Source organism: Streptomyces sp. NPDC091416, from assembly GCF_044756845.1.
GTDB lineage: Bacteria > Actinomycetota > Actinomycetes > Streptomycetales > Streptomycetaceae > Streptomyces.
Map to the genome: position 1 here is coordinate 133,612 of NZ_JBIVTU010000017.1, position 22,188 is coordinate 155,799.

Genomic DNA, 22,188 nt, shown 5'->3' on the forward strand with positions numbered 1-22,188 from the left:
TTCTCCCGTTCGGCTGCCAGGACCCGGCCCCCAACGGCACGATGGCCGCATGGTGAAGCGGAACGGTACGCGAAGGGCGGCGCGGCACGCGTGGTGCGCGGCCGCCGTCGCGGGCCTCGCCCTGCTCGCGGGATGCGGCAGTTCCGGCGACGGGGACGGCATCCCGCCGACCGCCACCGGAACACTGGAGGAGCTCGCCGCACAGGCGCACTGCGAGCCGAGGCTCCAGACCGACGCGCAGGAGCTGCGGCAGGCCAACTGCACGACGAAGGACGGGCGTTATGTGCTGGCCACCTTCGCGACCGACCGCGGACAGCGGGAGTGGATCAACGAGGCCAACGACTACGGGGGCTCGTACCTGGTCGGCCGCCGGTGGGTCGCCGTCTCCGACGCCGCGGTGATCGCGGCACTGCGGGGCCGGCTCGGGGGGACGGTGGAGACTGCCTCGCCGCACCACCCGGGAAGCGGTGGCGGCAGCGCGAACGAGGCAGAACACTCCGGTCACCCGGGACGCTGACCGCGCGGGTGCGGCGGGGACGTCACACCTTCAGCGGCACCGGCGACTCTCGTTGACGCAGCTCACCACCTTCCGCATCAGCCCGGCGTCGAAGACGTTGATGAAGTCGCCGTGGTCGGTGACGGGCTTGTGCAGCTGCTCCGGGAAGGAGTCGACGGCGAACCCGGGCCCCGGAGGCACGTCGTACACGATCCGCTGGACCAGTTGCGGAATGGCCCGGAAGCCGCGCGGGCACCTTCCGTCGTCCCGCGCGAACGCCACATGGGTGCGGTGGTTGGCGCTGTCGGTGTTCTGCCCGTCCCAGCAGCTCTGGAAAGCGAAGGAGCGGACGACCTGGCTGTCTTCGGGACAGATCGGGTACTTGTCCTTGAGCTGCCGGTCCTCGAATCCGGTGCAGCTCCAGGAGGCGTTGGCGTTCGCGTCTCCGTTGGTGAACGCCTTGGCGTCGCCGGTGATGATGCGCAGGAAGCGCGGCATGGCCGTGACCTTCCCGGTCGGGCTGCCGACGAACCTCAGCGTCACCTGGGACGGCGTCCGGATCTCCCCGACGTTCTGGTCCCTGCCCCCGCCGTCGGCTTCGGCGTCGTTCTCCGCCGTCCCGTTCCGCAGGCGGAGCACCGGCCAGTAGTACGTGGACCGGTCGCCCTGGTTGCGGCAGGTGGTGTCGCCGGCCGCCAGGTCCTCGTCGCCGGAGAAGGCGTCCGTGGCCTGGTTGCCGACGTAGTCGTGCATGTGGTGGGCGCCGTTGGCGACACCGGGGGCGGCGATGACGTTGTCCGGGTTGAACTTTCCGTTCCGGTTGCGCCCGCACTCGGTGGTGAAGGTGCCGCGCGAGGCGCCGCGGAGCCGGACCGGCCTGTCGGCGTTCGGCCGGACGGACCGGATGTCGACGAAGTCGGAGTCCTCGGGCCCGTTGCCGCCGGAAGCGCCGTCCGTGGACTCGTCCGTGGGCGGCGCCGTCGGATCGTCCGTCGGCCGGTCCGTGGGAGGGCCCGTCGGTTCGTCCGTGGGCCGGTCCGTGGGTCCGTCCGTCCCGTCGTCCGCGCGCAGGCTGCACGGGGCCAGCGAGCCGAGGCCTTGCGGACGCTCCGCGCTGCGGCCGATCGCGGTCGCGATGCGGTCGATGCTGGCGGTGCGCCGGGCTTTCAGCGGGCCGAGCACGGCGTTCTGCGCGAGCTGCGGGTCGCGGGCCATCCTGTCCCGGCTGTCCGCGAACTCCCGGTAGGCATCGGTGATCTGGGTGTCCATGGCGGCCAGTTCGCGGTCGACCTCCGCCCGGGCCGGATCCGGCACCTCGGGGATCTCGTCGACCACTTCGGGGCAGTCGATGGTGGAGGCCTGGCGGACCGGCTGTCCGCTGCGGTGGGAGGAGCCGGGCGGGCCCTCGCCCGCAGAGGCGTAGACGTTGACCGCGGCCAGCCCACCCCCGCCCAGGATCAGTGCGGCCGAGGCGATGATCGCCCGGTTGGCCAGGGTGGAGCGTTTCTTGCGCGATGTGCGTCCCATGGAACTCCTCGGACTCCTCAGGCTTCGCGGGGGAGAAGCGTGACGTTCCATACGGCTCCGGCGCGCCGCCCGTTCAGCGGGCGGATGAATTGCCGTGCGCCAAGTGTCAGGCGAACTGCGCCAGTTGTGGGTCGATCGGGGCTGCGACGAGCCGGTTGGCCAGGGTCGACATGGTGTAGGCGCCGATGCCCAGGACCACTTCCAGCGCGTTGCGGCCGGTGTACCCGTGTGCCAGGAACGACTGCAGCGTGGGCTCGTCGACGGCCCCGCTCGTCGCGAGGACGGCCAGGGTGAACTGTCGTACCGCTTCCAGCCGTTCGTCCGGCAGCGGTGTCCCGTCCCGCAGCGCGGCGATGACGCCGGTCCCGGCGTCGAGAGCGGTGAGCCTCGCGGTGTGCATGGCCACGCAGAGGTGGCAGCCGTTGCGGGCGGCCACCGTCATGATCAGGGTCTCGCGGGAGAGCGGGTCCAGGGTCGTCGACTCGAAGAGCGCGCTCATCTTCAGGAAGCCGCCGAGAAGCTCCGGGGACGAGGCGAGCCGGGTGACGGCGACCGGCAGGTAGCCCTGCTTCTGTGCCACGGCCGCCATGGTGGAGCGGGCGGCGGCGGGGGCGGATTCGAGGGTGTGGTCGGGAAAGGCGGTGGCGGACATGGGAGACCCCTCGCGATAAACTCGACAACGTGATTGACGAAAAGGTAAACCAGGTTGTCGAGTTTCGCAATGGCTGAGCGCCCGGACGGCGTCCCCGCCGAAGCGGCAGCGGGCTTCGAGCTGCCCGTTCTGCTCTTCGGCGGCTTCCGTTCGATCATTGACGCCCTGCATCGCGAACTGGCCGAGCACGGCCACCCCGACATGAGTCCCGCGTACGGATACGCGCTTCAGGCGGTGGGCCGGGACGGGTCGACCGCCAGCGAGATCGGCCGGCGGCTGGGGGTGTCCAAGCAGGCCGCGGGCAAGACCGTCGAGAAACTGGAAGGCCTCGGGTACGTCGAGCGCGTCGACGACCCGCAGGACGGCCGCCGCAAGCTGGTCCGGCTCTCCCCGCGCGGGACCGACATGCTGGTGCGGTCCGCCGAGGGCTTCGACCGGCTGCGCGCCGAGTGGGTGCGGGTGCTCGGGGTCGAGCGGGTCCGCGCCATGGAGGCCGACCTGCGCACCATGGCCGCGGCGGACGCGTTCCGGCTCGATATGGCCGCCTGGTTCAACGGCTGACGGGAGGGGAGGCTGCCCGGTTCGACGGCTGGCGGGAGGGATGGCCGCCTGGTTCGGCGGCTGGCGGGAGGGATGGCCGCCTGGTTCAACGGCTGACGGGAGGGAAGGCTGCCCGGTTCGACCGCTGACAGGAGGGTCAGGGCTTGGACTTTACGGACGAGAGATAGGACGTTTCGATCGCGCACCCTTCCCGGTGGCCACGTCATGCGGCAGCATGCACGCGTCGGCACCCGAAAGACCCGACCACTTGTGGTCGTGAATGGGAGGGAACCATGGCACGACGCACCCATGTGCTCAGCGCGCTCGCACTGGCGGCAGCCGCCGCGCTCATCCCCGTACAGGCCACGGCGCAGCAGCCCGCACCCCAGCGGACCGCCTCGCCCGCCGACCCGTGCGGTGCACCCGTGAGACCCGCGTCGCAGATGGCCGTCGAGACGTGCGACAGTCCCGGGCGGATCATCGAGAAAGCCGCGAACATCGTCCCGACCGCCGGCCAACTGGCCTGGCAGCAGCGGGAGGTCACCGCGTTCACGCACTTCGGGATGAACACCTTCACCGACCGTGAGTGGGGTTCCGGTACGGAGGACGAGAAGCTCTTCGCGCCGAAGAGCATCGACGCCGACCAGTGGATGCGCGCCTACAAGGCGGCCGGGGCCGAGCAGGTCATGCTCACCGTCAAGCACCACGACGGCTTCGTCCTCTACCCGAGCCGCTACACGGACCACTCGGTCGCCCTCAGCCCCGGCAGCCCCGATGTCGTCGCCGCCTATGTGAAGGCCGCCCGCAAGGCGGGCCTGAAGGTCGGCCTCTACCTCTCGCCCTCCGACGGCGCCGAACTCCCGCACGCCTGGCACGCCGAGTGGGTCGAGAAGATCCGGGTCAAGCAGGCCGAGGGCACGTCACTGAGCCTGCCCGAGCGGATGGCACTGGAGGACGGCGACCGGGCCCCCGCCGGTCAGGGCCGGTTCGGCAACGGCAGCGCCGTCACCGAGCGCACCATTCCCACCCTCGTCCCCGGCGACGACCGCGCCGCCCGCGTGAAGAGCGGCAAGCTGCCCACCTTCACCGTGCGGGCCGACGACTACGACGCGTACTACCTCAACCAGCTGTACGAGGTCTTCACCCAGTACGGCCCCGTCGAGGAGCTCTGGCTCGACGGCGCCAACCCGTGGTCGGGCTCCGGCATCACCCAGAAGTACGACGTCAAGCAGTGGTTCGACATGGTCAAGGCGCTCTCGCCGAACACGGTCGTCTTCCAGGGACCCCAGGGCGTCCGCTGGGTCGGCAACGAGTCCGGCGTCGCCCGCGAGACCGAGTGGAGCGTCACCCCGCACGCCACCGACCCGTGGACGGGGCTCGGCAGCCTGCCCAACGACTCGACCGACGCCGACATCGGCTCCCGGCTCAAGCTGCTCGGCCCGGACGTCAACTACCTCCAGTGGTACCCGGCCGAGGCCGATGTCTCCAACCGGCCCGGATGGTTCTTCCACGAGGACGAACAGCCCAAGACCGCAGCGCAGTTGATGAGCCTGTACGAGAAGAGCGTCGGCCGCAACGCCTCGCTCCTCCTCAACGTCCCGCCGGCGCCCGACGGCCGGATCGCCGAAACGGACGTCGCGTCACTCACCGCGTTCGGCGACGACGTGCGCCGGATCTACGGCAGTGACGTACGGACCCAGGGCCCGGCCCCGTACACCTTCGACCGGGTGGCGGTCCGCGAGGACGTCAGGCGCGGCCAGCGGGTCGAGAGGTTCGCCGTGGAGGCCCGGATCGGCGGATCCTGGCAGCGGATCGCCGAAGGCACGACCATCGGCCACGAACGCATCCTGCCGCTCCCGGCCGCCGTGACCGCCACCGCGGTCCGCGTCAAGGTGCTGGAATCCAGGGCGGCCCCGCACCTCGGCGCCACCACGCTGCATCTCACCACCGCGCCGGCCGGTTCCTGACCGGCCCGCCACGATCCCGCGCATCCGGGCCGGCCCTGACCCGGCCCGGATGCGCGACCCGCGCCGTCCCGGCCCGGATGCGCGACCCGCGCCGTCCCGGCCCGGATGCGCGACCCGCGCCGTCCCGGCCCGGATGCGCGACCCGCGCCGCCCCGGCCTACCCCTGGTCCAGGTACGCGAGCACCGCGAGGACCCGGCGGTTGTCGTCGTCGGACGGCGGCAGGTCCAGCTTCCCGAAGATGTTCGAGGTGTGCTTGGCCACCGCCCGCTCCGTGATCACCATCTGTGAGGCGATCGCCGCGTTCGAACGGCCCTGGGCCATCAGCTCCATGACCTCCCGCTCCCGTGGTGTCAGCCCGCCCATCGGCGTGTCCTGCGCGCGCCGCGACAGCAGTTGCGAGATCACCTGCGGATCCATCGCCGTGCCGCCCGCGGCGACCCGGCGCACCGCGTCGATGAACTGGTCGGCGTCGAAGACCCGGTCCTTGAGCAGGTAGCCGATCGCCCCGTTGCCGTCCGCCAGCAGCTCGCGCGCGTACAACTGCTCGACGTGCTGGGAGAGTACGAGCACCGGCAGCCCCGGCCTGGCCCGCCGGGCCGCCAGGGCGCACTGCAGGCCCTCGTCCGTGTGGGACGGCGGAAGCCGGACGTCGACCACGGCGACGTCCGGCTTCAACTCGGCAAGAGCCCGGGTGAGTTCGGGCCCCGTCTCGACGGCGGCCGCGATCTCGAAGTCGTACGCCTCCAGCATGCGCACCAGGCCGTCGCGCAACAGGAAGAGATCTTCGGCTAGGACAACTCGCAAGGGATCTCCATGGTCACCATGGTGGGACCGCCCGCGGGGCTGCTGACGGCCATGATGCCGTCGAATGTACCGAGTCGGCGTTCGATGCCGCTCAGCCCCGACCCCGCACCGGCCACCGCACCGCCCTTCCCGTTGTCCGTGACCGAGATCCGCAGCATGCCGTCGGCATGGCTCAGGTCCACCCAGATCCGGTCCGCGCCCGAGTGCTTCGCCGCGTTCGTCAGGGCCTCGCTGACCGCGAAGTACGCCGCCGACTCGACCGGGGCCCCGGCCCGGCCGTCCAGCTCCACGTCCACCTCCGACGGGATCGGCATCCGCAGCGCCAGCGCCCTGACCGCGTCCCCGAGGCCGCGCTCGGCGAGAACCGGCGGATGGATGCCCCGTACGAGATCGCGCAGCTCGGTCAGCGCCTCGGCCGAGGACGCACGGGCCATCGCCAGGAGCTCCTTCGCCTGAGCCGGGTCCTTCTCGATCAGCGCCTCGATCGTGCCGAGGTTCATGCCCATGGCGACCAGCCGGGCCTGCGCCCCGTCGTGCAGATCCCGCTCGATGCGCCGCAGTTCGGAGGCCGCGGTGTCGACCGCCTCGTGCCGGGTCTCGGTCAGCCGGTCGATGCGCAGGGCCAGTTCCTGCTCGTGGGTGGGGGCGAGGACCGAGCGGGCGAGCACGAAGTGGACCTTCAGCAGCCGCTCGCTGAGCAGCACACCGGTCGCGAAGAGCGCCACGCCGAGCGCGGCGGCGGCCAGCGCCGAAGCCTGGCTGTCCACGGGCACGAACGCGTACCAGTACCGGTCGTCCGTGAAGACCCGCCACAGACCCGCCGCCAGGACGAAGCCCTCCACCGGGTAGATCATCAGGGCCGCCGCCAGGAACGCCACGACACAGCCCGCGGTCATGTCGACCAGCAGCCACTGGATGTCCCGCCATGTCGCCGGGTCCTTCAGCATCAGCATGGTCCGCTCCACCTGCCCGGTGAACCCGCCGCGCACATCCTTCGGCAGGGGCCGGTACGGAACGGGGATGCGGACGCCCGACCAGGTGACGGCCAGCAGCCGGCGCTGATTGGCATGCGTGCGGACCGCCGTCAGTACCCAGGGGGTGGTGACCAGGCCGATGCCCAGCAGGATGAAGGCGATGGAGAGCACCGCCAGCACGAACAGGGTGATCGAACCCGCCAGTGAGGCGACCGACAGCATCAGCCCACGCCCCGCGGCCAGCAGCGCGGCCCTCACCCGTCCCCGTTGCGCATTCATCCTGATCCCTCTTCCCTCTCCGGCCGGTCCGTCCGGCCTGATCCGCCGGACGCGCCCTGGCCGGGCCGCCGTGCCGGCCCCGGTCCGCACACAGTCTGACCCGGCGGACCCGATGGGCGTCAGCCGTTTCGCCACCCGGCGGGGGTGTACCTACCACCACCCCCGTGCCCTCGCCCTACGTCGCACCGAGTGGGGGCTTCGACGGCTGGGGCGGCGGGCCCCGGATTCCTAGATTCGTCGTGTCCGGTCCGACGCCTATCCAGGGGGCGAACAACACCATGAGGCCCAACCTCGCGGCACGTATCGGTGTGTGGAGCACACACCATCGCAAGACAGCCGTTCTCGGCTGGCTGCTCTTCGTCGTACTCGCCGCGGGCATCGGCGGCGCTTCCGGGATGGTCGAGATGACCAACGCGGAGAACGGCGCGGGCGACTCGGCGCGTGCCGAGCAGATCCTCTCCGACGCCGGCCTCAGCCACCGCGCGGGTGAGCTGGTCATGGTGTCGTCGACGGAGCCCGACGGCTGGCGGGCGGCGGCCGGCGAGCTGACCACGGCGATCGGCCGGACCGGCGAGGTGACGGACCTCGCGGCTCCGGTCCCGTCCAAGGACGGCAAGGACGCGCTGATCACCTTCGGGATGAAGGGGGACCCTGCCACCTCCGCCGACCGGGTGCAGCCCGTCCTGGACGCGGTGGCCGGGGTCCAGGAGGCCCGGCCGGACGTCACGGTCCACCAGTTCGGCGAGGCCAGCGCCGGGAAGTGGCTCGGCGACCTGCTCTCCGAGGACTTCAAGAAGGCCGAGTTCACCGCCGTACCTCTGGCGCTCGGCATTCTGCTCGTCGCCTTCGGAGCCGTCGTCGCGGCCCTGCTGCCCGTAGGACTCGCGCTGACAGCGTGCATGGCCGCGTTCGGACTGCTCTCGCTCGCCAGTCACCAGCTGCACCTCTTCCAGACCACGTACTCCGTGATGTTCCTGATGGGCTTCGCCGTCGGCGTCGACTACTGCCTCTTCTACCTGCGCCGTGAACGCGACGAGCGGGCCGCGGGACGTGACGCGGAGACGGCGCTGCGGATCGCCGCGGCGACCAGCGGCCGGTCCGTGCTCGTGTCCGGGCTGACGGTCATGGTCGCGATGGCCGGCATGTTCCTGTCGGGCCTGATGCTGTTCAAGGGCTTCGCCCTCGCCACGATCATCGTCGTCTTCATCGCCATGATGGGCTCCGTGACGGTCCTGCCCGCCCTGCTCTCCTGGCTGGGCGACCGGATCGACGCCGGGCGCGTGCCGCTGCTGAACCGGCGCGACAAGCGCGGCAGGAAGGAGAGCGGCAGGATCGCAGGCAGGCTGCTGCGTCCGGTCCTGGCCAAGCCGAAGTTCTTCGCCGCAGCCTCGGTCGTCGTCCTGCTCGTACTGGCCGCGCCGGCCCTCGGCATGAAGACCGAGTCGCTCGGCCTGGAGAAGCAGTTCGGGTCGGACTCCGCACTGTCCGTCGCCTACAAGCACATCAGCGACACCTTCCCCGGCGGCCCCGCCCCGGCCCAGGTGGTCGTCGAGGCCGACGACATCGAGGCCCCCGCCGTACGCAAGGCGCTGGCCGGATTCGACCGGGTGACCGTCCACCGGGCGCAGAACGTCGCGGAGATCGAGGTGCCGCTGCCCGGCGGCGAGGCCTCCCTGACCGAACTCAGGGAGGACCGGCTGCCGGCGGCGTTCGACGGCACGGGCGCCCGGGCGTATGTCACCGGTGAGCTGGCCGGGTCCGTGGACTTCAACGACCAGCTGAAGCGCGGCATCCTGCCCGTCTTCCTCTTCATCACCGCGGTCACCTTCCTGCTGATGCTGTTCTGCTTCCGCAGCTACGTCATCGCCGTGACCTCGATCCTGCTCAACCTGCTCTCCGTGGCCGCCGCCTACGGCGTGATGACGGCCGTGTTCCAGCACGGCTGGGGCGCCTCGCTGATCGGCTCGGAAGGCGTCGGCGCGATCGAGGCCTGGATGCCGCTGTTCGTCCTCGTCGTCCTGTTCGGGCTCTCGATGGACTACCACGTCTTCGTGGTCTCCCGGATCCGCGAGGCCCACAGCCGTGGTCTCTCCACCCCGGCCGCGATCGACGAGGGAATCCGGCGCACGGCCGGCGCGGTGACCGGTGCGGCCGTGATCATGGTGGCGGTGTTCTCGGTCTTCGGAACGCTCTCGATGCAGGACATGCAGCAGATGGGCGTGGGCCTGGCCGTCGCGGTGCTGCTGGACGCCACGATCGTACGCATGGTCCTGCTGCCCTCCGCGATGGTTCTGCTGGGCGAACGGAACTGGCGCACCCCGCGTGGCCTGCGCCGCCTGCGGGAACTCGACCACGGCGAGCCGGAGCCGGAACCCGCCCGCGCGGCGGCCCCGGCGATGCACGGCTGATCCCGGACCGACGCAGTGGGCCCCGGCCGCGGTACGTACCGCGGCCGGGGCCCACCGTGTGTGCGGTCAGGGCGTGTACTTGTAACCGACGCGCCGCACCGTCTGGATCGACCGGCGGTGCTCAGCACCGAGCTTGCGGCGCAGCCGGGCGACGTGGACGTCGACGGTACGTCCGTCGCCCACATGCCCGTAACCCCAGACCGTGGTCACCAACTGGTCGCGGGTGTGCACCCGGTGGGGGTGCGCGACCAGATGGGCCAGCAGCTCGAACTCCAGGTAGGTGAGGTCGAGGGTGTTCCCGTTCACCGCGGCCGTGCGCTGGACGGAGTCGATCCGCACGGGCCCCGCCCCCGCGTCCTCCAGCACCTCCGGCACCACGTACTGGGCGGCGGCGGCCGCGATGGCCGGCTGCTGGTCGGCGGGGACGAGCACGAGGTATCCGACCATCGGGGGCCGGCCCGGCAGTGCCGGCAGGGTGTGCTGGGGCGCGGGCAGCCAGGTGGCGCCCGGAGTCAGCAGCGCGGAGACATCGGCCGGCCGGACGACCTCGTCCGGAGCCACGGCGCGCAGCCGGTGACGGTTGGGGGAGGGCGGACGGGACGAGGCGGTCGCAGCGGTCGCCGACGGCACTGCGGTGGCAGCGGCCGCGGCGGAGAGGATACGGGTGTTCGCCATGAGGGTCAGCTCTTTCGCGCGAGGGAGTCGTCTGTGGACGGACTTGCTTCGTGCGCGCGGACCGAAGACCGGGGTGAGCGGTGTTAGAGGGCCTGCGCGTTCCACGCGCGGCAACACACCCGGTCGAAGTCGTGATGCTGACGGGAGGGCCAGAACGGCTCGAGGTCGCTGCGACCTGACGAGGTGTGCTGGATGCTGGCCATGACTCCATTGAACCAGAGAACACGACGGGTGAGCAGACTTCTCTCACCCGTCGATACGGTCCCTTTGCGCGGACCGTGCTCCGGGGCTCAGCCCACCAGCCGTTTCCGCCAGTCCAGGCCCGTCAGTTCGATCGCCCGGTCCGGCGAACCGTCCCACTCCACGGTCAGTCCGGCTTCCCCCAGCACGGCCGCGACCTCCCGGCCCACCGCCGCGGTCGTCTCCGCGGACTCGTCGAACCCGCCGTAGTACAGCGTCAGTCCGTGCCCGGCCGCCGCGCCTTCCGTGCCCTGCGTGTGGAAGAAGACGAAGCCCCGGGCGTCGTCCCGGCCCTCCGCGTGGATCTCACCGACTCCGCACGAGCGGCAGCACGTGAAATGCTCCCGGGCGGTGATGCCGCGCCCGTCCAGCACGGCGAACGCCCGCTCCAGCCGGTCCGGATCGGTCACGTCCGCCCACCGGGCCTGCTCCCCGACACGCTCCAGCCACAGCCGCTCCACCAACTGCCGCGCCTGCGCGAGGGTCACCGGATGCACGCCGTCCTTCACCAGATAGTCCTCGGCCGACTCGGCGAGCTCCGCCACACTGCCGTACCCGCCGCGGAGCAACTCCCGGACCCGTGCCTCCAGCTGCTCGCGGACGTCCGCGGCGATCCCCGGTACGGGCTCCGGTTCCGGCAGGCCGGCGCTCTCCCAGCCGATCCCCGTGTCCCACCCCGGCTCCCCGCGCGCCCAGCGCGTCATCAGCGCGGTGACCTGCCCGGGCGTCTCGACCAGGACGCGGACATGGGTGGCGGCTCCGCCGGCCCGGTGCTCCACGTCGTACGCCCCGCCGGCCTCGTGCCACACCTGGATGAACGTGCCCGGGATATCCGGTATCCGCTGCACGACCAGGAAGCGGTCGCCGGTCGTGCCGATCCGGTGCACCAGGTCACCGAGCTCCTGGTCCGAAACGCGGGTGTGTGTCCGGGCGTTCTCGGTCGCGATCTTGATGTCGAGCATGCGGTCAGCCTGGCACACGGCACTGACAACGCCCGGGGCACGCGGAAGGGCGCCCGCCGGACCAGCCGGTGGGCGCCCCTCGTACGGACGGTCGCTGCAGCGGGATCAGACCTGGTCGGCCTTCTCCAGCGCGGTGCAGCAGGTGTCGACGATCAGCCGCGTGACGACGTACGGGTCGACGTTGGCGTTCGGACGGCGGTCCTCGATGTAGCCCTTCTGGTCCTGCTCGACCTGCCACGGGATGCGGACCGAGGCGCCGCGGTTGGAGACGCCGTAGCTGTACTCGTTCCACGGGGCGGTCTCGTGCAGACCGGTCAGCCGGTCGTCGATGCCCGCGCCGTAGTTCTTGACGTGGTCCATCGGCTTCGAGCCCTCACCCAGCGACTCGGCCGCGGTGATGATCGCCTCGTAGCCCTCGCGCATCGCCCTGGTGGAGAAGTTGGTGTGCGCGCCCGCCCCGTTCCAGTCGCCCTTGACCGGCTTCGGGTCCAGCGTCGCGGAGACGTTGAAGTCCTCGGCGGTGCGGTAGAGCAGCCAGCGGGCGACCCACAGGTGGTCGGAGACCTCCAGCGGGGAGACCGGACCGACCTGGAACTCCCACTGACCCGGCATGACCTCGGCGTTGATGCCGGAGATGGCCAGGCCCGCCTTCAGGCAGTTGTCGAGGTGCTTCTCGACGATCTCGCGGCCGAAGATCTCGTCCGCGCCGACGCCGCAGTAGTAGCCGCCCTGCGCGGCCGGGAAGCCGCCCTCGGGGAAGCCGAGCGGCCGGTGGCCGTCGAAGAAGGTGTACTCCTGCTCGATGCCGAAGATCGGCTCCTGGCCGGCGAACTGCTCGGCGACCGGGCGCAGCTCGGCCCGCGTGTTGGACTCGTGCGGGGTCATGTCGATGTGGAAGACCTCGCACAGGACCAGGACGTCGTCACCGCCGCGGATCGGGTCCGGGCACGTGAAGACCGGCTTCAGCACCCGGTCCGAGGCGTGGCCCTCGGCCTGGTTGGTGCTCGACCCGTCGAAGCCCCAGATGGGCAGCTCGGCCACGTCGGAGGACGGCGACCCGGGCATGATCTTGGTCTTGGAGCGGAGCTTGGCGGTCGGCTCGGTGCCGTCGATCCAGATGTACTCAGCCTTGAACGTCACGGAAGCCCATCCTTTGCGGGTGCTGCGGTCTATGCAGCGCAGCTTGGCAAGGCGCGATTTCCCGACCGTTGCCCTCGTGTGAACCCCGTGTTACCGAGGTTTCCTGCACAAGACGGCCCCGCCGTGGGGCACCGGCCGGGCCTCTCGTCCGGATCGTGCCGGGCTCGCGGGGACCGGCCTGTTCCGGACCGAAGGCCCTACCGGCCGCGGACCCGGAGCAGGAACTCGAAGCCGGCGGCCCGGATCCGGCGCAACAGCTCGCCCTGGCTGGTCCCCAGCGCCCCGGCCGCCCGGGAGACCTCCCAGTCCGCGTCGGCGAGCCGCTGCAACAGGTGCCCGCGCCGGATCTGCGCCTCGGACAGCCGGAACGTCTTCAGGTACGCGACCCGGCCCTTGTGGTCGGTGATCGTCTCGCCGATGTGCTGCCCGCCACCGTTGCGCAGGAACGGCGGCAGGAACCGCGACAGCGTGAACGACCCCATCCGGTACACCCGCTCGAAGCCGTACGAGGTGGTGAGCAGCTCCCCCGCGAAGAGGGTGTCGTGCGCCTCGCTCCACTCCCGCTCCTGCCGCAGCGCGGCCGCCCGGAGCTCCGCGAGCGTCCGCATCCCCGGCCCGTCCGCGATCCGCGCCCCGAAGTCCGGCACCGGCGCGCCGTACGTCGCGTACTGGTGGACCAGCTCCCCGTACAGATCCTGGACCAGGCTCGGGTGCAGCAGCCGGTAGTCGTCGGGGTGCGGCACCACGAAGGCGGCGGCGAGCGCGTCGGCCGTGTACACCATCACCCCGCACTGACCGGGATGGATCTCGAACGCCCGCAGCGCGTCACCGAGCCCGCGCACCGACCACCCCAGATACGTGTCCTCCTCGCGCGGCGACAGCCCGTTCCGCAGCGCCTCGCGCGACCACTCCTCCCAGGCGGTCGACGGCCCGCCGAAGTGCAGCGCGAGATAGCCCTCCATCGCGAGATGCAGCGGCAGGAAGCGCAGCCGGTTCCCCGCCTGCCGCTTGGCCAGGCGGTGGTGCCGGTGGCGCGGCAGAGCGAGCGTGCGGGGCGGGGCGCTCGCCGGACCGCTCCCGCCCCGGGCCGCGAGCTGCGTCCCGTACGCGGCGCTGTTCGTCCCCTCCCCGTCCCAGTCGGCGACGAATCCGTGCGGGATGTACGAGGTGTAGTGGGTACGCGGACCCACCTCCACCGTGCCGGCCCCGTACCCCTCGTACACCTCCCGGTGCAGCCGCAGACCCTCGACGGGCCTCTCGCGCACCAGCGGCACCAGCCGGATACCGCCCCACACCTGCGACGGCCGGGCCGTGAGCCCGGCCAGTTCGAGCCTGGTCACCGCGGTCCTCCCCAGAGGTCGTCGACGAACCGGGCGACCTGCCGGTCCAGGTACGCGTACAGCTCCGCGGGACCGGTACGGCCCTCGGAGAACCGCGCGATCTCCACCAGCGCGGCCAGGTCCTCCGCGTCCCGGATCCCGGCCGTCGGCACGCTCGGCGACAGCCGCCGGACATCGAAGCCGTCCGCGTCGTATACAGGGTTCAGATGGACCACCGCGGTGCGCCGGTCCGGATCGAGGCGGGTCCGCCAGACCCGCAGCACCTCGCCGGCCAGCCCCGGCGGGGCGTTGTCCCAGCCGTCCGAGACGACGACCAGCCGGTCCGGGGCGTGCTCCAGGGCGTCCAGCACACGGATGCCGAGCGGCGTCGGACCCCGTGGCCCGACCAGCAGCGGATCCTTCGCGCCGGTGGTCCACAGCGGGATGTACGCGCCGGGTGCGGCGAGCGTCTCCAGCAGGAAGTGGCACGCCAGCGCCACCGCGAGCGGACGGCGCCGCTTCTCGCCCGAACCGGACGAGGAGTAGCTGTCGTCGAGCACGGCGGCGACCCGGCCCCAGCTCCCGGCGTGCGGACCCGCCGCCCGGCGGGCGGCGGCGCGCAGAGCGGCGGTCAGCTCCGCGCGGTGGCGCGTCCGCGACGCGGTGTCGAACGTCAGGACGTACAGCGCGAGCCGCGTCAGCGGCATCACGGTCAGATCCACGTCCGCGGGGAGGACCGGCGCGTCGGCCTCCTGGCGCTGCCCCTGCGTGCGCAGCCGCTCCAGCCGCGTCATCCGGGGCACCATCCGCCGCACGAACGCCTCGCGCTCCATGCCGTGCCGGGCGGCGAAGCCCTCGGCGACGGTGAACGGCAGCTCGTCGACGGCCCCCTGCTCGTAGTGGGCGCGGCGCCACGCGTCGAGCAGCCGGTGCCGGTAGCGCGGCAGCCGCCCCGGCCGGAAGAGGAAGGCTCCCAGTTCGGTGTCGCGCGGATCGCGCGGCGCCCGACCCGGCACGGCATCGCCGTCGTCCAGCCGGAGATGGGCATGGCGGACCGCGGCCCTCAGCCCCGCGCGGTACTTCACCGCGTCGTGCGCCGGGTCCGGCCGCGTGGCCAGCCAGTCGCGCATGATCGCACGGGTGCGCCGGTTGTTGACCCTGGCGGCGCGCAGCCCCCGGAACAGCCGGTACACCCGCTGCGGCGGCAGCTTCGCCAGCCGGGCGGCGATCAGCCGGCCCTCGGCGCGCTTCTCCTCGGCCGAGGCGTCGCCGGCGTGCTCCAGCAGGCCCTGCACGATGCGCGCGGCGTTGTGGTCATTGATGTCCAGCGCGAGCGAGGAGGCGTACACACGACGGTAGTTGACCCGTACGTACGTGTGCAGGAAGTCCAGCGAGAGCTGCTGGCGGTACGCCCCCGAGTGGAACTCGCGCTGGCCCGTCGCGGTGATCGCCGCGTTGACGAACAGGAGCACGTCCTCGGCGGCGACGAGGTCGGCCCGGGTCTCGGTCGTCATGATGCATCCCCCGTGGTGTTCCGCGCGGCGGTACGCGGAAGCCGGCCGGGGAATGGGGGCGCGAGCAGCGAAATGTTTGCTTCAGAGGCAAGTCCCGGAAGTCGCACCGGAGTCCCGCGGCCGGCTCCGCCAACGTAACCCTCAGCCCCCGCACCCCGCCACCGGATTCGAACGGCTGCGACGGCCCACCGGGCACACTGGTCCCATGACGACACCCGCGACACCTCTGCGTATCGGCCTGGTCGGTACGGGCCCCTGGGCCCGCAACACCCAGGCCCCCGCCCTCGCCGCCCACCCCGGCGTCGCGCTGAGCGGGGTGTGGGGCCGCCGTACCGAGGCCGCCGGGGAACTGGCCTCCGCACACGGCGCCACGGCGTACACCGGTGACGCGGGACTCGACGAGCTCTTCGCGGCGAGCGACGCCGTGGCCTTCGCCCTGCCACCGGACGTCCAGGCCCCGCTGGCCGCGCGCGCCGCGGCGGCCGGCTGCCATCTCCTGATGGACAAGCCGGTGGCCACGACCGTCGCGGGCGCCCGCGAGGTGGCCGAGGCCGCCGAGCGGGCCCGGGTCGCCTCGATCGTCTTCTGCACCCTTCGATTCGCTCCCCAGACCGCGCACTGGATCGCCGAACAGAGCGCGACGGGCGGCTGGTTCACCGCGCGCGCCGAGTGGATCGGCGCCCTGTGGGCGCCGGGCGCGGACAGCGAGTACGCCGCGTCCCCCTGGCGCCGCGAGAAGGGCGGCCTGTGGGACGTCGGCCCGCACGCCCTGTCGGTCCTCATCCCCGTACTCGGCGACGTCACCGCCCTGACCGCGGTCAGCGGCCCCGTCGGCACCCACCACCTCGTCCTGCGCCACACCTCCGGCGCCTCCAGCACGGTGACGCTCACACTGGCGGCGCCGGTGGCGGCGGCCGGGGTGGGGATCGAGCTCAGGGGCGAGCACGGCATCGCCGGTCTGCCGCGATGGGACGGAGCGGTCGGGGCGTTCGGCGCCGCGGTGGACGCGCTGATCGCATCGGTGCGTACGGGGGAGGCCCACCCCTGCAACGTACGGTTCGGGCTGCGCCTGACCGAACTGCTCGCGGAGGCCGAGGCGCAGGCGGGCGGCTGAACCGCGCGGGCCGGCCCGGTCCGCCGCGCGCCCGGTGGGCCCAGGTACCGGTTCGCACGGCGCGCCTGGAGCGCCCTGAACCACGCCCCACCGCATCCGGCGCCCGATCCTCCTCGGCCCGGGCATCACGCGCTGCCGCTCTACGGCTCCGTGGTGCCCGAACTCAACCGCAGGATGATGGAGTTCCTCGACCTCTGAGCCGGCTGGTCCGCGCACCCCGGCGTGCGCTCAGCGCCCCAGCGCGTCCCGGACCGCCTCGTCCGTGCGCGCCACCACGGCCGTGCCGTCCTCCGCCGTGATGATCGGCCGCTGGATGAGTTTCGGATGCCCGGCGAGGGCCGTGATCCAGCGCTCGCGCGCATCCGCGTCGCGCGGCCACTCCTTGAGCCCCAGCTCCTTCGCGTCAGCCTCCTGCGTGCGGGTGATGTCCCACGGCTCCAGCCCCAGCCGGCCGAGCACGGCCCTGATCTCGTCCGGCGACGGCACGTCCTCCAGATAGCGGCGGACGGTGTAGTCGGCGCCCTCCGCGTCGAGCAGCGTCAGCGCACCGCGGCACTTGGAACAGGCGGGATTGATCCAGATCTCCATGGGGCCAAAGGTACGCGATGGACCCCGAAAACCCCTCTGGCCAGGGGCGATTGTCAGTGGTGGGCAGTAAAATGGGGGTAGTTCGTGAGGGTTCCACCACCGCGCCAGGAGGTTGCCAATGGCCGTAGCCGCAGTCACGACCAAGCCGCTCGACACACCCCTGAAGAAGAAGCCGCTTCCCGCCGGCCGTCCCCGTGAGTGGTACGTCTCCCACAATCGCCGGCTGAAGGCGATGCGCCTGGCGATCTCCCTGCTCGACACGGGCGTCTACCACCCGTCGAGCGCGAGCAACGCCCGGATACGTACGACCGCCGAGCGCCTCGCGATCCACCCGCCGTCCGACACCACCTGCCGCATGGTCCGCGCACTCATCCGCTACGGCCGCTGACCGGCCGACCGTCCGTCCGTCAGGGACCGTACCCCCGGGAGACCGGGGGCACGGTCCCTGCTCAGTACCCGCTGCACGTGGCGGTGGCGAACGCCCCCGAGGCCCTGGCCGTGCGACGGGTGCCGTCGTCCACCGTCACCGAACAGGCCACGTCACCTCCCGACCTCCCGAGGCGGACCTCGAACGAACCGCCGCTCATGAAGCCCCTGGTGTCCAGTTCCCCGGCCCACGGCAGGCTCCGCAGGGTCAGCCGCCCGGTCGACAGCTCCTCGCCCTTCCACGTGCTGTAGGTGAGCGTCACGTCCTCGGCGGCGCCGGTGACCTCGTACCGGATGTGCACGGTGCGCGCACGCTCCGCCGACACCTCACGGGCCAGCACGGCGGAGACCGCACCGGCCCCCAGCGCGAGCAGCACGGCGATCAGCAGCAGCACCCACGGCCACAGCCGCCGCCTTCTCGGGGGCGGCGGGGCCGGTGCGCCGGGGGAGGCCTGCTCGCTCATCCCTCCAGCCTCGGTGCTCCGTGCCCCGACCGCGACCCCGCGTCCAGCCCGTGCTCGCCCATCCGGCCTACACCGCATGCGCACCCCTCCGCCGCCGCATTGACTTGGGCCGACGGACGAGTGCTGGGAGGCACGATGACGAGGCGAGGCGTACGGGGCGCGAGCGCGGTACTGGTGGCGATGACGGTGGCGTTCACGGCATCGGCCTGCTCGGACGACGGTGACAGCGCGTCGAGCACGGTGTCGAAGGCGGCGTCGGCCGCTTCGTCGGTGGCTTCGTCCGTCGCCTCCAAGGGGTCCGACGTGATCGCCTCCGCGACCGCCGCCGCCGAGGACAAGCTGAACAGCTTCAAGGACGGCGTGAACGCGAGCGGTGACGTCAAGGCGGGCGCCCCGGCCACCGACGCGGACGGCCGGGTGACCTCGAAGGTCACCGTGGCGAACAGCACCGACTCGACGCAGTCCTACGCCGTGCAGATCAACTTCAAGGACGCGAACGGCAAACTGCAGGACACGGTCGTCGTGACGGTCGACGACGTGGCCTCCAAGAAGACCAAGGACGCCACGGCCCGCAGCAACCGGAAGCTCGACGGCGACATCAAGGTCGAGGTGGGCCAGGCGCTGCGGCACTGACCACGAGCGGCCTGCCACGGACCGCGCCGACCGGGTCAGCCCCGACCGTGTGCCGTGTGCCGTGTGCCGTGTGCCGTGCGCTGACGGTGGCGATGCCGGCCGGCCGGCACGCGTGCGCGCTGACCGCATGCCGTCAGCGCGCACGCGGTCAGCGCGCGGGCAGGTTCCGGCTTCGCGGCTGCTGCCGGATCCCGATCGGCCGGTTCACCGCGCCGACCCGGATGCTCGGACCGGTCGGCGTGGCTGCCACGCCGTCCACGCCCGCGTCCTGACGGACGCGCTCGGCGTGGACGCGAGCCCCGTGCGGGCACGGCTCCGAACGGCGAGGAAGCGGCCCGGTCATGCCCGAGGCCCTTCCGCCAGGGACCTCCCGTCCGAACGGACCCCGCGCGGCCTGAGGGCTGTGGCCGGTGCGGCACCGCATGATCGGAGCACCGACCCGCCCGAGCCGGACACAGACCGGACACTCGGGCCCGACACCCGGGAGAGCACCATGAGGATCCACCTGACCAGCGTCTTCGTCGACGACCAGGAGAGGGCCCTGCGCTTCTACACGGACGTGCTGGGCTTCGTGAAGAAGGCCGAGGTGCCGGTCGGCAAGGACCGCTGGCTGACCGTGGTCTCCCCGGAGGACCCCGACGGCACCGAACTCCTCCTGGAGCTGGACGGCCACCCCGCGGTGAAGCCGTACAAGACGGCCCTGACCAAGGACGGCATCCCGGCCGCCTCCTTCGCCGTCGACGACGTCCCCGCGGAGTTCGCCCGGCTGCGTGGCCTCGGGGTCCGCTTCACCCAGGAGCCGATGGAGGCGGGCCCGGTGACGGTCGCGGTCCTGGACGACACCTGCGGCAACCTGATCCAGATCATGCACAGCCGATGACGGCGGGCAGGGCGTAGGGCTTCCCGGGTGGATCATGCCGGGCAGGCACCGTGGCCGGTGCCGGACGACCCCGTCCGGCCGGAAGCGACGAGGGCCGCCACCCCGGTCATGGGGTAGCGGCCCTCGCCCTGCTCAGAACTGCTGAGCCGACTGCTGCCTAGAGGTCGAAGTACAGCTCGAACTAATCGCGCAGCGCCACGACCTGCGCAAACGCGCGGGACACCCGGCCTGACCTGCGGTTTGTCTACCCGTCAGAATCGGTTGTTTCTCATCGTTTTTCGTCGTCCGGCGGACTGTGTGCGGACTGACGCTCGTGGACCGCCTCGGTGACGCTGCGTCTCCCCGAGACGTGAACGGCGCCGCCGGTGCTGGAACACCGGACGACGCCTTGATCCGAATCCTTCGCATCAAGGAGTCCGAACCATGAGCCTTACCGTACCCACCCTCACCGCCGCCCAGCTTGACGGGCTTGCCTGCATCACCTGCGGGGCGGACGACACCGAGCAGCAGCCGACGGGTGACCGTTCCCCGTTCGGTGTGCAGCTGTTCGCCTGCACCGCCTCGTGCGTCCCCGTCGGGCGTCCCGCCGTGCAGTCCGCGCCCGTGTTCGTCGAGCACCCGCTGGACGACCGTGTGCCGCTCCTGTACGGCCGGCGGAACGGTGCCCTGGTCGTCACGTACGACCCGGCGCAGATCAGCTACGAGAGCGCCCGGGAGCTGTTCGCCGAGGCGCGCAGCCTGTACCCGGACGCTCGGGCCGTCGCGTTCACCGACATCGGGTGCACCGTCATCACGGACATTCCCGCCGACGAGCTGCCCGTCCGTATCGAGCAGCGCGGTAAGGGCCGCTGCGTCCTCACGTACGACGACACCCGGATCAGCAGCGAGCAGCTGCTCGCCCTGCTCGACAAGGCGGTGGCCCGGTGAGCGTCGACACCAGCGCCATGGGCGCCCCGCTGTACGACCCGGAGCGGGACGGAACCGCCTACGTGCCGCCCCTCGACGCGGCGCTCCGCCTCGCCCGGGCGACGCTCGCTGAGAAGGCGTCCGCGAACATCCACGACCACGACGCGATGATGCGCGCCGCCGTCAGCCTGGAGATGCGTCTCCGCGCCCTGGTCGCCGCCCTGGACAAGGAGGCCGGCCGATGACCGCGTCTCGCACCGTGACGGTGCCCACCCTTGACTGCGGCGACGTCACCGTCCCCGAGCCCGCCTGGTGCACCGGGCACGCCGACCAGCCCGTGAACGCGCTGTGCGACCTCGGGCATCGCGGCCCTGAGCACCACATCGGCACCGACGAGCACCCGGTGTTCGTCGCCCAGCTGTCGCAGTACCCGCACGGCAGCGGCCCCCGCGACATTCACCTGTACGTCGAGACCGTGGCCGAGGCCGCCTCGCTCGCCCCCGAGGGTGTCGAGGCCCTGGCCGCCGTGCTCGCCGAGGCCGCCGCCCAGCTGCGCCCCCTTGCGCTGCGACTCGCGGTGCTCCGTGCCGAGGAGGCTGCCCTGTGAAGCGTGATCCGCTCGCCTGGGGTGCGCTGGCCGCGGCCCTGGTCGTCACCGCGTCCGCTGAGTACGCGCTCGCCCGGGCTGCCGGGTTCGGTCAGGGGACCGCCGCCGGTGTGCCGGCCGCGCTCGACATCTACGCCGTGCGGGCCATGCGTGCCCGCCGGGATGTGGCTGCGGTTGTCACCGCGATGATCCTCGTGAACGCCGCCGCGCACATGGTGGAAGCGGGGCTGCTCGCGGTGTCCTGGCCGCTGGTCGTCGGGGTGTCCGCGATCGCCCCGCTGGTCCTGTGGCGTGTTCACCGCCTCGCCGAGCAGCACGGTACGGCCCCGGCCGCCCCGGTGGCCGAGGCGGTGGTGAACACCGTGGCGGACCCGGTGGCGGCTTCGGGGGAGCACTCGGCTGTGTCCCCGGTGGTCACTCCTGTCCCCGTGTACACCGAGCCGGTAGCCGAGGCGCCTGCGATCGAGGCGCCCGCGCCCGCCGAACCGCTGGTCATCTGCGGTGCGGACCGGGTGTTCACCCTGACGGTGCCCCCGGTCCCGGACCCGCCGGAGGCGAACACCCGGCTGTCTGCCGAGCAGGCGCGGGAGGTCATCGAAGCCGGGTGGGTGAACGGTGCCGGTGTACGGGAGACCGCCCGGCTGGCCACCCGTAGCGCGTCGTACGTGGCGAAGGTGTTCACCCAGCTGACCGAGGCGCAGGCCGCCGCGGTGGGCCCGGTGCCGCTCGCCCTCGTCGCCGAGGAGGTGTCGGCATGAGCGACCTGAACAAGGCGTCACAGGACGCCGTTGACGCGGCCGTGAACAGCGAGCAGGTGGCGTTGATCCTCGCCGTGCTCCAGGCGCAGCAGGTCGCCCAGCAGCAGGCGCCCGGGTGCCAGCATCCGCCTGCCCCCCGCGACGCGGGGGGCGTGGCGAAGTGGCTCGCGATCGGGGTCGGCGGGTCGGCGCTGCTGCTCGCCGTGGCCGTGTCCGCGATCGCCGTCGCGATCTCCGCTGTCGCCCTGACGGTGTGCGTGCTCGTGCTGCGGTCGGTGTGGCAGGACGTCCGCCGGAAGGACTGACGGCTGCCC

Annotated in this window: 24 protein-coding genes; 13 read left to right on the top strand and 11 right to left on the bottom strand. The window is 72.0% G+C overall.

Annotation, left to right across the window (positions count from 1 at the left end):
• Positions 1 to 49 precede the first annotated feature (49 nt).
• On the top strand, positions 50 to 517 hold the full coding sequence (locus ACIQMX_RS36310) for a hypothetical protein (protein ID WP_402484486.1): 468 nt from the start codon (positions 50 to 52) through the stop codon (positions 515 to 517).
• A 30-nt stretch (positions 518 to 547) separates the two neighbouring features.
• On the opposite strand, the gene ACIQMX_RS36315 is transcribed toward ACIQMX_RS36310, so the two are convergent.
• Both ACIQMX_RS36315 and ACIQMX_RS36320 read right to left on the bottom strand, forming a co-directional pair.
• Positions 548 to 2,023 (bottom strand): DUF1996 domain-containing protein, encoded by a 1,476-nt coding sequence (locus tag ACIQMX_RS36315; RefSeq protein WP_402484488.1) that lies wholly within the window; start codon positions 2,021 to 2,023, stop codon positions 548 to 550.
• A 106-nt stretch (positions 2,024 to 2,129) separates the two neighbouring features.
• Positions 2,130 to 2,675, bottom strand: a complete 546-nt coding sequence (locus ACIQMX_RS36320) for a carboxymuconolactone decarboxylase family protein (RefSeq protein ID WP_363072915.1) — start codon at positions 2,673 to 2,675, stop codon at positions 2,130 to 2,132.
• Between the two features lie 69 nt (positions 2,676 to 2,744).
• Between ACIQMX_RS36320 and ACIQMX_RS36325 the strand changes: the two genes are divergently transcribed.
• Both ACIQMX_RS36325 and ACIQMX_RS36330 read left to right on the top strand, forming a co-directional pair.
• The gene (locus ACIQMX_RS36325; RefSeq protein WP_363072913.1) at positions 2,745 to 3,236 is read left to right on the top strand and encodes a MarR family transcriptional regulator; all 492 of its coding nucleotides are present in this window, start codon (positions 2,745 to 2,747) and stop codon (positions 3,234 to 3,236) included.
• A gap of 272 nt (positions 3,237 to 3,508) precedes the next feature.
• The gene (locus ACIQMX_RS36330) at positions 3,509 to 5,182 is read left to right on the top strand and encodes an alpha-L-fucosidase (RefSeq protein WP_402484490.1); all 1,674 of its coding nucleotides are present in this window, start codon (positions 3,509 to 3,511) and stop codon (positions 5,180 to 5,182) included.
• A 157-nt stretch (positions 5,183 to 5,339) separates the two neighbouring features.
• On the opposite strand, the gene ACIQMX_RS36335 is transcribed toward ACIQMX_RS36330, so the two are convergent.
• Together ACIQMX_RS36335 and ACIQMX_RS36340 are read right to left on the bottom strand one after the other, a co-directional pair.
• Positions 5,340 to 5,987: a LuxR C-terminal-related transcriptional regulator gene (locus tag ACIQMX_RS36335; RefSeq protein ID WP_402484492.1), complete on the bottom strand. Its 648-nt coding sequence runs from the start codon at positions 5,985 to 5,987 to the stop codon at positions 5,340 to 5,342.
• The gene (locus ACIQMX_RS36340) at positions 5,972 to 7,240 is read right to left on the bottom strand and encodes a sensor domain-containing protein (protein ID WP_363072907.1); all 1,269 of its coding nucleotides are present in this window, start codon (positions 7,238 to 7,240) and stop codon (positions 5,972 to 5,974) included. The genes ACIQMX_RS36335 and ACIQMX_RS36340 overlap by 16 nt, the downstream gene beginning before the upstream one ends.
• Positions 7,241 to 7,518: 278 nt before the next feature.
• On the opposite strand from ACIQMX_RS36340, the gene ACIQMX_RS36345 reads away from it, so the two are divergent.
• Positions 7,519 to 9,648 carry an MMPL family transporter gene (locus tag ACIQMX_RS36345; protein ID WP_363072905.1) on the top strand — a complete coding sequence of 710 codons (2,130 nt, stop codon included), beginning with the start codon at positions 7,519 to 7,521 and terminating at the stop codon, positions 9,646 to 9,648.
• A gap of 66 nt (positions 9,649 to 9,714) precedes the next feature.
• On the opposite strand, the gene ACIQMX_RS36350 is transcribed toward ACIQMX_RS36345, so the two are convergent.
• From ACIQMX_RS36350 to ACIQMX_RS36370, 5 genes are all read right to left on the bottom strand, one after another.
• Complete coding sequence (locus ACIQMX_RS36350) at positions 9,715 to 10,323, bottom strand: winged helix-turn-helix domain-containing protein (protein ID WP_363072903.1); 609 nt, start codon at positions 10,321 to 10,323, stop codon at positions 9,715 to 9,717.
• A gap of 290 nt (positions 10,324 to 10,613) precedes the next feature.
• On the bottom strand, positions 10,614 to 11,525 hold the full coding sequence (locus ACIQMX_RS36355) for a DUF6891 domain-containing protein (protein ID WP_402484494.1): 912 nt from the start codon (positions 11,523 to 11,525) through the stop codon (positions 10,614 to 10,616).
• A gap of 105 nt (positions 11,526 to 11,630) precedes the next feature.
• Complete coding sequence (gene glnII, locus ACIQMX_RS36360; RefSeq protein WP_363072899.1) at positions 11,631 to 12,665, bottom strand: glutamine synthetase; 1,035 nt, start codon at positions 12,663 to 12,665, stop codon at positions 11,631 to 11,633.
• A gap of 197 nt (positions 12,666 to 12,862) precedes the next feature.
• Positions 12,863 to 14,005: an ARPP-2 domain-containing protein gene (locus ACIQMX_RS36365; protein WP_402484496.1), complete on the bottom strand. Its 1,143-nt coding sequence runs from the start codon at positions 14,003 to 14,005 to the stop codon at positions 12,863 to 12,865.
• On the bottom strand, positions 14,002 to 15,498 hold the full coding sequence (locus tag ACIQMX_RS36370) for a hypothetical protein (protein ID WP_402484498.1): 1,497 nt from the start codon (positions 15,496 to 15,498) through the stop codon (positions 14,002 to 14,004). The genes ACIQMX_RS36365 and ACIQMX_RS36370 overlap by 4 nt, the downstream gene beginning before the upstream one ends.
• A 205-nt stretch (positions 15,499 to 15,703) precedes the next feature.
• Between ACIQMX_RS36370 and ACIQMX_RS36375 the strand changes: the two genes are divergently transcribed.
• A complete protein-coding gene (locus ACIQMX_RS36375) occupies positions 15,704 to 16,612 on the top strand; it encodes a Gfo/Idh/MocA family protein (RefSeq protein ID WP_402484500.1) in 909 nt (302 codons plus the stop codon).
• A 228-nt stretch (positions 16,613 to 16,840) separates the two neighbouring features.
• Here ACIQMX_RS36375 and ACIQMX_RS36380 read toward each other — a convergent pair whose 3' ends face one another.
• Entirely contained in the window at positions 16,841 to 17,200 is a 360-nt protein-coding gene (locus ACIQMX_RS36380) for an arsenate reductase family protein (RefSeq protein WP_363072889.1), read from the bottom strand.
• 118 nt (positions 17,201 to 17,318) lie between these two features.
• Here ACIQMX_RS36380 and ACIQMX_RS36385 point away from each other — a divergent pair, with 118 nt between their 5' ends.
• Positions 17,319 to 17,588 carry a hypothetical protein gene (locus ACIQMX_RS36385; RefSeq protein WP_363072887.1) on the top strand — a complete coding sequence of 90 codons (270 nt, stop codon included), beginning with the start codon at positions 17,319 to 17,321 and terminating at the stop codon, positions 17,586 to 17,588.
• A gap of 61 nt (positions 17,589 to 17,649) precedes the next feature.
• On the opposite strand, the gene ACIQMX_RS36390 is transcribed toward ACIQMX_RS36385, so the two are convergent.
• Positions 17,650 to 18,090: a hypothetical protein gene (locus ACIQMX_RS36390; RefSeq protein WP_363072885.1), complete on the bottom strand. Its 441-nt coding sequence runs from the start codon at positions 18,088 to 18,090 to the stop codon at positions 17,650 to 17,652.
• A 135-nt stretch (positions 18,091 to 18,225) separates the two neighbouring features.
• Here ACIQMX_RS36390 and ACIQMX_RS36395 point away from each other — a divergent pair, with 135 nt between their 5' ends.
• The 7 genes from ACIQMX_RS36395 to ACIQMX_RS36425 all read left to right on the top strand — a co-directional run bounded on the left by ACIQMX_RS36395 (position 18,226) and on the right by ACIQMX_RS36425 (position 22,179).
• Complete coding sequence (locus ACIQMX_RS36395) at positions 18,226 to 18,723, top strand: hypothetical protein (RefSeq protein WP_402484503.1); 498 nt, start codon at positions 18,226 to 18,228, stop codon at positions 18,721 to 18,723.
• A 493-nt stretch (positions 18,724 to 19,216) separates the two neighbouring features.
• Positions 19,217 to 19,603, top strand: coding sequence for a VOC family protein (locus ACIQMX_RS36400; protein ID WP_402484505.1), 387 nt, complete (start codon positions 19,217 to 19,219; stop codon positions 19,601 to 19,603).
• Between the two features lie 423 nt (positions 19,604 to 20,026).
• Positions 20,027 to 20,530 (top strand): hypothetical protein, encoded by a 504-nt coding sequence (locus ACIQMX_RS36405; RefSeq protein WP_402484507.1) that lies wholly within the window; start codon positions 20,027 to 20,029, stop codon positions 20,528 to 20,530.
• On the top strand, positions 20,527 to 20,754 hold the full coding sequence (locus ACIQMX_RS36410; RefSeq protein ID WP_402484509.1) for a hypothetical protein: 228 nt from the start codon (positions 20,527 to 20,529) through the stop codon (positions 20,752 to 20,754). Before ACIQMX_RS36405 ends, ACIQMX_RS36410 begins: the two co-directional genes overlap by 4 nt.
• Positions 20,751 to 21,116, top strand: a complete 366-nt coding sequence (locus tag ACIQMX_RS36415) for a DUF6907 domain-containing protein (RefSeq protein ID WP_402484511.1) — start codon at positions 20,751 to 20,753, stop codon at positions 21,114 to 21,116. The genes ACIQMX_RS36410 and ACIQMX_RS36415 overlap by 4 nt, the downstream gene beginning before the upstream one ends.
• A complete protein-coding gene (locus ACIQMX_RS36420; protein ID WP_402484513.1) occupies positions 21,113 to 21,874 on the top strand; it encodes a hypothetical protein in 762 nt (253 codons plus the stop codon). Before ACIQMX_RS36415 ends, ACIQMX_RS36420 begins: the two co-directional genes overlap by 4 nt.
• Entirely contained in the window at positions 21,871 to 22,179 is a 309-nt protein-coding gene (locus tag ACIQMX_RS36425; protein ID WP_402484515.1) for a hypothetical protein, read from the top strand. The genes ACIQMX_RS36420 and ACIQMX_RS36425 overlap by 4 nt, the downstream gene beginning before the upstream one ends.
• Positions 22,180 to 22,188 lie beyond the last annotated feature (9 nt).